Below are 10,246 nucleotides of genomic sequence, written 5' to 3'. Positions count from 1 at the left end.
CGGGCGAGGTGCATGCGATCATGGGGCCGAACGGCGCGGGCAAGTCGACGCTCGGCTATGTGCTCGGCGGGCGTCCCGGTTACGAGGTCACCGCCGGTTCGGTGACGTTCGGCCAGGTCGACCTGCTCGATCTCGCCCCGCACGAGCGCGCCGCGGCCGGGCTGTTCCTCGGCTTCCAATATCCGGTCGAGATCCCCGGCGTCTCCAACGTCCAGTTCCTGCGCGAGTCGCTGAACGCCCAGCGCGCGGGCCGGGACGAGAAGCCGCTATCGGGCGCCGAGTTTCTCCGCCTCGCCCGCGCGGAGGCGGCCAAGCTCGACATGGACGCCGAGATGCTCAAGCGCCCCGTCAATGTCGGCTTTTCCGGCGGCGAGAAGAAGCGCAACGAGATGGTGCAGATGGGGATCATCGCGCCCAAACTCGCGATCCTCGACGAGACCGACAGCGGGCTCGACATCGACGCGCTGCGCATCGTCGGCGACGGCATCAACCGCATCATGCGTGGCGCCGACAAGGCGGTGATCCTCATCACCCACTATCAGCGCCTGCTCGATTATGTCGAGCCCGACTTCGTCCACGTGCTCGCCGACGGCCGCATCGCGCGCACCGGCAGCAAGGAACTGGCGCATGAGCTCGAAGCGCAGGGCTACGGCGCGGTGGCGCACGAGGCGGCATGACCCTCCTCACCCTTCCCTCCAACCGAGAAGAGGCCTGGCGCTGGGCCGACACCGCCGCGCTCGCCGCCGCCGCGGGCAGCCCGCGCCTGGGTGGTGACGCGATCGCCGAGCACTTTCTCGACCTCCCCGGCGACCGCCTGCTATTCGTCGATGGCGAACTCCACCCCTCCTCGCGACTCCTCCGCGCCAAGCCTGCCCGCGCCCCCGTCACCACCCACGCGCTTGGCGGCCGCGCGACCGACAGCGGCTGGGCGCTCCGCCTGGCCGCCGACGAGGTCGTCGACCCCGTCCAGGTCGTCCACCTCTCCACCGGCGGTGAGAACCACGCCGCCGCCGAGATCGTCCTCGCCGAGAACGCCGCCGCGACCGTGGTCGAGACCTTCGTCGGTACCGGCTGGACCAACCGCTTCACCCGTCTGTCGCTTGGCGACGCGGCGCGCCTCCAGCGCAGCGTCCGCCTGCTCCAATCCGACGGTTTCACGAGCCAACGTGACGAGGCCGAACTCGGCGCAGGCGCGAGCCTGTCCTCGATCTTCCTCGGCGCGGGGCAGGCGGGCAGCCGAGTCGACGGCCATATCGTACTCGCGGGCGACGCGGGTTACGCCGAGTATGGCGGCGTCGTCCTCACCCGCGCCGAGCAGCGCCAGGAATGCGCGGTCGTCGTGCGCCACGCCGAGCCGAGCGGCCGCAGCCGCCAGGTCTGGCGCGCCGTCGCCGTCGACCAGTCGCAGGCCAGCCTCGCCGCCCGCGTCGAGGTCGCTCGCCACGCGCAGAAGACCGACGGCGAGCAGTCGCTCCGCGGCCTGCTCCTGAACCGCACCGCCGCCGTGAACCTGAAGCCCGAGCTGGAGATCTTCGCCGACGACGTAAAATGCGCGCACGGCGCGACGGTCGGCGAACTCGACGCCCGCGCGCTGTTCTACATGGAGTCGCGCGGCATCCCGAGCGCGCGCGCCAAGGGCCTTCTTACCCATGCTTTCGTTGCCGACGCGCTGGGCGGCATCGCCGACGAGCAGGTTCGCGACGCCTTCTTGACCGATGCGGGCGCGTGGTTGGAGCAGGCGCTGTGACCGGGCTTGTAATGTTGGATTCCGCGCGCGACCGTCAAGCCGTGTCTAGCCCCCGCACATCTGCGCCCGCGCCCGCTCGCGGTCGGTCGACGGTTAAGTCGCGTATAGGCCTATACTTCCCTCAACTTGTTCAGGTTCGGGTTTCCTTGGCGCGCGCGATCGGGAGAATGTCCGCTGACATCGTTGGCGTGAACTTTAGTGAACTTCCGCCCGCCCGGTGCACCGCATGACCGACCTCCGCCCGCTCGACACGGTCGCCGACTTCCCTGCCATCCCGGACGGCTGGGCGTATCTCGACACCGCCGCGACCGCGCAGAAGCCGCAGGTGGTCATCGACGCGATCACGCGCGCCTATGACACGACCTACGCGACCGTGCACCGCGGCGTGTATGCGCGCTCCGCCGACATGACGCTCGCCTATGAGGCCGCGCGCGAGCGGGTCGCGCGCTTCGTCAACGCCGGGAGCGCCGCCGAGATCGTTTGGGTGCGCGGCGCGACCGAGGCGATCAACCTCGTCGCGCAATGCTGGGCCGGGACGCAGCTGAAGGCGGGCGACCGCATCATGCTCTCGCTGCTCGAGCATCACTCCAACATCGTGCCGTGGCAGATGGCGGCCGAGCGCGTCGGCGCGGCGATCGATGTGGTGCCGCTGACCCTCGATCACCGCATCGACCTCGACGCGATGGAACGGATGATCACGCCCGCCCACAGGATGGTCGCGCTCAACCACGTCTCGAACGTCTTCGGCTCGGTCCTCGACGGCCGTCGCGCCTCCGAGATCGCCCATTCCGTCGGCGCGAAGATCCTGCTCGACGGCTGCCAGGCGGTCCCGCGCATGGCTGTCGACGTCCGGGCGCTGGGCTGCGACTTCTACGTCTTTTCCGGCCACAAGCTCTATGGCCCGACCGGCATCGGCGCGCTGTGGGGTCGCCCCGAGTTGCTGGAGGCGATGCCCCCTTATCAAGGCGGCGGCGCAATGATCGACCGGGTCAGCTTCGCCCGCACCACCTACGCTCCGCCGCCGGGCCGGTTCGAGGCGGGGACGCCGCACATAGTCGGCGCGCTGGGGATGGCGGCGGGCCTCGAGTACGTCGAGGGGATTGGCCTCGACCGCATCCACGCCCACGAGTCCGCGCTCGTCGCCGATGCGCGCGAGGCGCTGGGCCGAATTAACAGCGTCCGCCTGCTCGGCCCCGCGGACTCCGTGGGCATCGTCTCGTTCACGATCGAGGGGGTGCACCCGCACGACATCGGCACCATCTTGGACGAGGGCCGGGTGGCGATCCGCGCGGGGCACCATTGCGCGCAGCCGCTGATGGAAGCGCTGGGCATCGACGCGACCGCGCGCGCCAGCTTCGGCGTGTATAACGGCCCGCGGGACATCGAGGCGCTCGCCAGGGGCGTCGAGCGGGTAACGAGGATTTTCGGATGAGCGGCAAGTTCGTCGTCGAGGAAGTGGAGAGCGTGGCCCTGCCGCCCAAGGCGCGCGTCGAGCGGGAGGACCCGCGCGAGACGTTCGAGCGCAAGCGCGACTATCTCGACGGCTTCCTGTCGCAGAAGCCGGTGGCCGATCCCACGGGCGAGCCCGGCGGCGCGTTATACGAGGACGTGATCGCGGCCTTGAAGGACATCTTCGACCCGGAGATTCCGGTCAACATCTACGATCTCGGGCTGATCTACGGCGTCGAGGTGACCGATGACGCGCATGCGGCGGTGACGATGACGCTCACCACGCCGCATTGCCCCGTCGCCGAATCGATGCCTGCCGAAGTGGAGCTCCGCGTCGCCGCCGTGCCCGGCATCGCGACGGCCGAGGTCAACCTCGTCTGGGATCCGCCCTGGGATCCGCAAAAGATGACCGACGACGCCAAGCTCGAACTGGGGATGCTTTGATGGCGACCACGCTCCGCCAGCGCCCCGCCGCGCTGAACCTGACCGCGACCGCCCACGCCCGCATCGCCGACCTGATGGCGCGCGCACCGGAGGACGCGGTTGGGGTCAAGCTGTCGACCCCGCGCCGCGGCTGTTCGGGCCTGGCCTATTCGGTCGATTACGTGACGGAGGCAAAGGCCTTCGACGAGCGCATCGATACGCCTGGCGGTACGCTGTTCGTCGATGGCGGATCGATCCTGTACCTGATCGGATCGACAATGGACTGGGTCGAGGACGACTTCACCGCCGGCTTCGTGTTCCAGAACCCCAACGCCAAGGGTGCCTGCGGCTGCGGCGAGAGCTTTACTGTCTAGCCGCAGGCCAGGCGTTCACGGCTTCAGCGCCACGTCGTCGGCGTCGTCGATCTCCTCGTCGTTGACCGTGTCCTCGTCGAAGTCGTCCTGGAGGTCGTCCTCGTCCATGTCCTCCTCATCCATGTCGACGTCGTCGTCGGTCGTCCCGACCTCGTCGTCCTCCATCTCCAGCTCGTCGATCGGCTCCGCTTCCGGGTCGTCGAGCCCCAGGTCGGGCGTGAGATCGGTCAGGATCGCGCCGTCGGACGGCCCGTCGCGCGTGACCTCCAGGATCTCGGCGCGCTGGCTCTCGTCATAACCTTCCTCGTCGAAGCCGTCGTCGCCCGATCCCAAGCCGGGCATCCGCGTTCCTGCCACCTTGACCTCCATCAATCGTTACCTCACCCGAACCCCGGGCGGGGCGGGGCGGTTCCACGGGACGGCTCAGCGCCCGAACAACCGCCCCCGCTCGGTCCAGCCCATCAGCCCGAGCGCGGCGAGCCCGGCGGCCATGAAGCCGATCGACATGGGTACGGTGGTACCGTCGAACGCCTGGCCGATCATCGCGCCGATCGCGGCGCCCATCGTGACGCTGGTGAAGCCCTGCACGCTCGACGCGGTGCCGGCGATCCGCCCCATATTCTGCATCGCCATCGCCGAGAAGTTGGAGGTGCCCAGCCCGAAGCACGCCATGGTCAGCGCCTGAAGGACCGCGAAGCTCCAGAAATCCTCCCGCCCCAGCTCGACGAGGAGCAGGTGAAGCCCGGCGAATCCGATAAGCCCGATCACCGCGCCGTGGCTGATCAGCCGCGTGCCCAGTCGCATCACCAGCCGCGCGTTGAGCAGGTTGGCGATCGCCATGGTCCCCGCCGTCCCCGCGAACACCGCCGCCAGCGCTTCGGGCCGACCGAACGTGTCCGCCATGATCTGCTGCACCGAGTTGATGTAGCCGTACAGCGCGCCCATCAGCGCCGCCGCCGCGAGCGTATAGCCGAGCGACAGCCGGTCGGCCGCCGTCTCCCGCCAACCGGCTAGGATGCGGGGCAGGCTGATCGGCTGGCGATGTTCGGGTGCCAGCGTCTCGGGCATGCGCAGCCAGAACCACCCGAACAAAGCGGCGGAGAGGCCCGCGATGACCCAGAAGATCTCGCGCCAGCCCGCGACCAGCAGCACCGCCTCGCCGAGCGCGGGGGCAATGATCGGCACGACCATGAACATCATGAAAGCGATGGACATGACCCGCGCCATCGCCGGGCCGTGATAGCAGTCGCGCACCATCGCGACCGTCGCGACGCGCGTCGCCGCAATCGCCACCCCGCCGATCGCTCGCGAGGCGATCAGCAGTTCGAAGCTGCCCGACACCGCCGCCGCGATGTTCGCGACCGCATAAACCCCCATCGACCAGAGCAGCACGCGCCGCCGCCCGAACCGGTCGGCGAGCGGGCCGTAGAACAACTGGCCCACCCCGTATCCGCCGATGAAAGCGGCGATCACATATTGCCGCGCATTTGGGTCTGTGATCCCCAGCGCCTCGCCGATGGCGGGCAGGGCGGGGAGCATCGCGTCGATGCCGAGCGCCCCCAGCGCGAGCAGCGCGGCGATGAGCGAGACGAACTCCGCGAAGCCGATCGGCGCGCCGACCTGGGGTGGGGTTTGGTCGGTCATGCTGCGATGCACATAGGGCAGGGAGGCACCGACTGACACCCCGCTCGCGGGCCGGGCCCAAAAAGTCCGGAGGCATCGCGACCTGTTCGAGGCAAGCGGGGCGGCCTATATCGGGTTCTCCCGATCTCAGCCGGACCCGAACCCCATGCTCGACCAGCCGCTCGCCCAAGTCCCGACCCTCTCGCTCGACGATCAGGAGGGCGATCCGGACGGGTTCGCGGCGGCGCTCGGGCGGTCGTTCCGGCGGTTCGGCTTCGCGATCGTCGCCGATCATGGGATCCCGGACCCGCTGATCGAGCGCGCCTGGCGGGATACGGCGGCGCTGTTCGCGCTGCCCGAGGAGGAGAAGCGGTTCCATCACACCCCCGGCGGCGGCGGCGCCCGGGGATACACGCCGTTCAAGACCGAGATCGCCAAGGATGCGAGCACGGTTGACCTGAAGGAGTTCTGGCATGTCGGGCGCGAGCTGCCCACCCATCACCGCTACGCCGCCCAGATGGCCCCGAACGTCTGGCCCGCGCGGCCCGAGGAGTTCCGCGATACGTTCGTCGAGCTGTTCGCGGCGTTCGACCGGGCGGGGGACTGCATCTTGTCGGGCATCGCGAGGCATCTGGAGCTGGCGCGCGACTGGTTCGACCCGGCGGTCGCGGACGGGAACTCGGTGCTGCGGCTGCTTCATTATCCCCCGATCGCGCCGGACGCCGAGGGGGTTCGGGCGGGGGCGCATGAGGATATCAACCTTATCACGTTGCTGCTGGGCGCGGAGGAGGCGGGGCTGGAGCTGCTCGACCGCGAGTCCGGCCGCTGGCTCCAGATCAAGCCGCCCGAGGGCGCGATGGTGGTCAATGTCGGCGACATGCTCCAGCGACTGACCAACCACGTCCTGCCCTCGACGACGCACCGCGTCACCAACCCGCCGCCCGAGCGGCGCGGGCATTCGCGTTATTCGATGCCGTTCTTCCTCCATCCCGCGCCCGATTTCCTGATCGAGACGCTGCCGGGGACGATCACCCCCGACAATCCGAACCGCTATCCCGAGCCGATTGGCGCGCATGACTATCTGCATGAGCGGCTAGTGCAGATCGGGCTCATCAAGCCGTAGATGGCGGGCCGCGTCAGGCGCAAGCTGGGCCTGGTCGAAGCCGAGGCGCTGGTCGAGCGCGCCGCCGAGCCGGAGCGGTGCGTGCTGTGCGGCCGCCCGCTCGGGGCGAAGGTGGAATGGCATCATCTGATCCCCAAGAGCGAAGGCGGACGGGAGACCGCGCCCGTCCACCCCATCTGCCACCGCACGATCCACGCGTTGGTCGCGAACGGCGAGCTGGCGGGGGAGTATGCCGATGTCGAAGCGCTCCGAGCCCGGCCGGACGTGGCCCGCTTCGTACGCTGGATCGCCGACAAGCCGCCCGATTTCCACGCGCCGACCCGGCGGGCGCGGGTTGGGGAGGCGTGAGGGCGTCCCGGCCGGCGGAAGTTCACCAAAGTTCACGCCGAGAATGTCGGGCGGGAGATGCGTGGTCGGGCGAAGGTAACGAAAGTAACGCTAGTCGCGCAATAAATGGCAGCCGATCGCGCCACGGACCGCTCAAGCATGGAGGCGACTGGTGGTTCGGCGGACGATGTCAAAGAACGCCGATGAGGCTGGCAGGCGATCTCCAACAGTGCAAGCCGATTTGTCCGGGCAGACGCAAGTATTTGCTATTGCCGCTCGATCGCTGCGATCTCGCGGCTCTTGACCCACCAGAAGGCGGCGAAGACGTAGACGCCCGCCGCCTCGACCAGGAACAGGACGGGCGAGTCCTCGCGCGCCGGCGACAGGGCGTGGACGGCCCAGACGGTGAGCGGGAGCGCGACCATGAGCAAACCGAGCAGGCGATAGGTCGCGCGGAACATGGCCGCCTGCGCCTCGTCGCGCAGGAGGCGGAGCGTGTCGCCCGACCGGAACACGCACACATAGGCGACGAGCAGGAAGAAGCCGATCGCGGCGGCGGCGTGGAGGCGGCCGGTGAGGGTGGCGGGGGCGCCCGCGGGCCAGTCCATGGGCGCGACCGCGACCAGCACGGCGGCGAGCCCCGCGCCGTCGAGCGCCAGGTCCTCCGCCCGGGAATAGCCCTTGTAGAAATAAAGGAACGTCCCGAGCGCCCAGAGCGCCCCCACCAGCACGTCGCGCATCCGGCCGTCGGCATGGTGGTAATAGGCGCTGATCGACCCCTCCAACCGCCCCGGCCCGCCGCCGAGCCACAAGGCGACCGGCAGCGCGAAGGCGATGAGCGCCATGCCGCGGCGCAGGCGGAAATAGCTGGCGGAGATGGAGGTGGCGATGGCGTCGGCCTGGGGCGCGAGCGGCGGGTCGGCGGGCGGGGGCGCGTCGGGGCGGGCGAGGGCGGCGTGGACGTCTTCGGGGGTCATCATGCGCTGCTCCGACCCGCTTGGATATCTATGCCGCTTTAGGCTTGCGGAACATCGTCTGATCCCCGCGTCCAGCGAGCAGGCCCGCGATCGAGATATCCTCGTCCAGTTCGTCCCAGTGAAGGCCGACGGCGCTGATCGTGACCCGCTCGCGCAAGGTCGGCGAGCCGTGGAGCAGGCGTGGAAACCAGGCGAGCGGGACGCCCAGATTGCGCCCGTCCTCCAGATCGACCCACATGGTGTGATCGTCGAAGCGGACGGCGGTCGCCCTAGCCGAAATGCTCATCCCACGCCTCCTCGCTCAAGCTTGCATGTCGATGATGCTCGGCGGCAAGCCGATCAGCACAAGCGGGCAGGGGTTGCCGACGCCACGCGCGATGCGGTCCTGAAGCTTCGACCAATGGGTGGTCGCCTGGCCGAACTTGTCGGACGTGAACTTGCGCGACCATGCGCGGGCGAAGGGCACCTGACGGTCGAGATCCTTTTGGATCTGCGCGCGTTGCGGCGCGGTCGGCGAACCGGCCCCGAACTCGACCAGGGCGTCGAAGTCGAGGATGCCCCGATCGGCCGCGAACTGCTCGACGCGCTGGCGCATGGTGGCCTGCATCTCCGATCCGCGCGTGACGATGCCGCCGACGCTGATCGCGCCCTCGGCGTGGAGGCGCTTGAAGTTCTCCAGGTCGCGGTCGAAGAACGGGTCCTTGTTGTTCCACTCGATCTCCAGCGCGAACACGCCGTTGGCGGCGCGGCGGACATGGTCGATCTCGTGGCTGATCGACTCGCGCGGAACGCCGTCGATGCTCTTGGTCAGCTCGAAATTATGCTTGGTCCAGCGTAGCGCGGCGAGGCCCCGCCGCAGCCGCTGCGTCATCTTTGCTTCACCGCCGCCACCGCCGATGATCTCCGTCATGGGCAGGCGAATGTCGATAAGCGCGCCTTCAAGCTCATCGATCAACTCGGGAAAGTCGTGGCGGATGATCGCTTCGGCATGGGAGGTGAACTCCACCTCGAAGCCTGCCTCACGCAGCGCGTCGAGCACTACTCCGCCGCTTCCTGAAGCAGGTCGCCTTGGGCGCTGCTGTTATGGGCGTAGGTGGCCCAATCGGGCTTGTAGCCATCGTCGGCCTGGTCGCCCCATACGGTCCAGCCGGGACGCGCGCCGCGGCTGAACAGCTCCAGGCGCGGGCCCCAGGAGCAAGACTCGATCACGCCGTACTGCTCGTCGGGTTTGCGGCTGTGCTCGCGCTTCCTGGTTTGGAGCATGTTGACCTGGCTGCGGCCGGGCGGGAGGGTGCGGGCGTTCTTGCCGCGCACGCCGAAAAGCAGGATCTCGGTGACGTTGCGGAAATAGAAGCCGACCCCGCGCCCGTCCGAGCCGCCGTCCTTGCGGACCTTGTGCCAGATGATGTTGGAGATGTAGCGGAATCCCCATGCTTCCATGACGGACAGCCCTTCGGGCAGCAGCGCGTTGGGCACCCAGAGATAGAGGTGCGCCGGATCGGCGGCGACATCGCCGACCGGCAGCGCGCGGATGTCGTCGAGGGTCATCGTGCCATAGCGGTTGAGCCGCTTATGCTCGGGCGCGACCTTGCCCGTGCGGTTCTGGAACTGCCACGGCGGATCGGCGAGAATCGTCCCGAACCGCTGCCCACGCGCGGTGGCGAGGAGGTCGATGTGGGCGGAGAGCGGGTCGTCTGGGGAGAACATAATAGGATCTTGTCTTGTGCTGAGAACGGGGTCAAGTGGCTATAGATACTCGTTTAGCCTGTCGTCCGCCAAAGCCGCTCTTTGCACGATAAAGTCTCCATACTTCATCTAAATCTAAACTATTCGTAGCCTCTTTGAGCTTGCGAACTGCGTTATCGGAGTAGGAGGGAAACTTCGACTTTCCATGATTGAAAACGTGATGACAATCTGTGTCGGCATCTAATGCGAGGTGCTCAATCAAAGCTCTGCACCTCGGACCGGTTAAGCCGATAGCCTTCGCAAGTTGGGCGGGCGGAAAATGAAACTTCTTTTGAAGATCAATCTCTCTAACCGCAGCCGCTGATTGTGGATCATCGGCACCGATGAAGTGAACAGGAGCACCCTGCTTTTTAGTGAAATGTACCTTTATAAGAAGGCCAGCGCCCTCTACGGCTGCCTCGATAGGCCACGTGGACAAAGGGCAGCCACAGCAATGCTGAGGCGAGGCTGACGAAGC

The 10,246-nt window shown here is 67.9% G+C and carries 14 protein-coding genes; 7 read left to right on the top strand and 7 right to left on the bottom strand.

What is annotated here, in order from left to right:
* The 5 genes from sufC to ACFE71_RS13280 all read left to right on the top strand — a co-directional run.
* The coding region (sufC, locus tag ACFE71_RS13300; RefSeq protein ID WP_375429271.1) for a Fe-S cluster assembly ATPase SufC at positions 1-677 on the top strand (677 nt) is incomplete at its 5' end.
* Complete coding sequence (locus ACFE71_RS13295) at positions 674-1,747, top strand: SufD family Fe-S cluster assembly protein (protein ID WP_375429270.1); 1,074 nt, start codon at positions 674-676, stop codon at positions 1,745-1,747. The genes sufC and ACFE71_RS13295, both read left to right, overlap by 4 nt.
* Before the next feature lie 226 nt (positions 1,748-1,973).
* Positions 1,974-3,179 carry an aminotransferase class V-fold PLP-dependent enzyme gene (locus ACFE71_RS13290; protein WP_375429269.1) on the top strand — a complete coding sequence of 402 codons (1,206 nt, stop codon included), beginning with the start codon at positions 1,974-1,976 and terminating at the stop codon, positions 3,177-3,179.
* On the top strand, positions 3,176-3,640 hold the full coding sequence (locus ACFE71_RS13285; RefSeq protein ID WP_375429268.1) for an SUF system Fe-S cluster assembly protein: 465 nt from the start codon (positions 3,176-3,178) through the stop codon (positions 3,638-3,640). Before ACFE71_RS13290 ends, ACFE71_RS13285 begins: the two co-directional genes overlap by 4 nt.
* Complete coding sequence (locus ACFE71_RS13280) at positions 3,640-3,993, top strand: HesB/IscA family protein (RefSeq protein ID WP_375429267.1); 354 nt, start codon at positions 3,640-3,642, stop codon at positions 3,991-3,993. The genes ACFE71_RS13285 and ACFE71_RS13280 overlap by 1 nt, the downstream gene beginning before the upstream one ends.
* Positions 3,994-4,008: 15 nt before the next feature.
* Here ACFE71_RS13280 and ACFE71_RS13275 read toward each other — a convergent pair whose 3' ends face one another.
* Positions 4,009-4,335, bottom strand: a complete 327-nt coding sequence (locus tag ACFE71_RS13275; protein ID WP_375429272.1) for a DNA primase — start codon at positions 4,333-4,335, stop codon at positions 4,009-4,011.
* Between the two features lie 81 nt (positions 4,336-4,416).
* Positions 4,417-5,637, bottom strand: coding sequence for a multidrug effflux MFS transporter (locus tag ACFE71_RS13270; protein ID WP_375429266.1), 1,221 nt, complete (start codon positions 5,635-5,637; stop codon positions 4,417-4,419).
* A 145-nt stretch (positions 5,638-5,782) separates the two neighbouring features.
* Between ACFE71_RS13270 and ACFE71_RS13265 the strand changes: the two genes are divergently transcribed.
* On the top strand, positions 5,783-6,739 hold the full coding sequence (locus ACFE71_RS13265; RefSeq protein ID WP_375429265.1) for an isopenicillin N synthase family dioxygenase: 957 nt from the start codon (positions 5,783-5,785) through the stop codon (positions 6,737-6,739).
* On the top strand, positions 6,740-7,087 hold the full coding sequence (locus ACFE71_RS13260) for an HNH endonuclease (RefSeq protein ID WP_375429264.1): 348 nt from the start codon (positions 6,740-6,742) through the stop codon (positions 7,085-7,087). It abuts the gene before it with no gap.
* Positions 7,088-7,332: 245 nt separating this feature from the next.
* Here the strand turns inward: ACFE71_RS13260 and ACFE71_RS13255 are convergent, their stop codons facing one another.
* The 5 genes from ACFE71_RS13255 to ACFE71_RS13235 form a co-directional block, all read right to left on the bottom strand.
* Positions 7,333-8,046: a hypothetical protein gene (locus ACFE71_RS13255; protein WP_375429263.1), complete on the bottom strand. Its 714-nt coding sequence runs from the start codon at positions 8,044-8,046 to the stop codon at positions 7,333-7,335.
* A gap of 25 nt (positions 8,047-8,071) precedes the next feature.
* The gene (locus ACFE71_RS13250; RefSeq protein ID WP_375429262.1) at positions 8,072-8,329 is read right to left on the bottom strand and encodes a DUF2442 domain-containing protein; all 258 of its coding nucleotides are present in this window, start codon (positions 8,327-8,329) and stop codon (positions 8,072-8,074) included.
* Positions 8,330-8,344: 15 nt separating this feature from the next.
* Positions 8,345-9,082 carry a BglII/BstYI family type II restriction endonuclease gene (locus ACFE71_RS13245; protein ID WP_375429261.1) on the bottom strand — a complete coding sequence of 246 codons (738 nt, stop codon included), beginning with the start codon at positions 9,080-9,082 and terminating at the stop codon, positions 8,345-8,347.
* Positions 9,082-9,750 (bottom strand): MT-A70 family methyltransferase, encoded by a 669-nt coding sequence (locus tag ACFE71_RS13240; RefSeq protein ID WP_375429260.1) that lies wholly within the window; start codon positions 9,748-9,750, stop codon positions 9,082-9,084. The genes ACFE71_RS13245 and ACFE71_RS13240 overlap by 1 nt, the downstream gene beginning before the upstream one ends.
* A 31-nt stretch (positions 9,751-9,781) precedes the next feature.
* A partial coding sequence (locus ACFE71_RS13235; protein WP_375429259.1) for a hypothetical protein occupies positions 9,782-10,246 on the bottom strand: 465 nt, incomplete at its 5' end.

This window comes from uncultured Sphingomonas sp. (assembly GCF_964237155.1).
Lineage (GTDB): Bacteria > Pseudomonadota > Alphaproteobacteria > Sphingomonadales > Sphingomonadaceae > Sphingomonas.
This window is presented reverse-complemented; position numbering and strand designations above follow the sequence as displayed.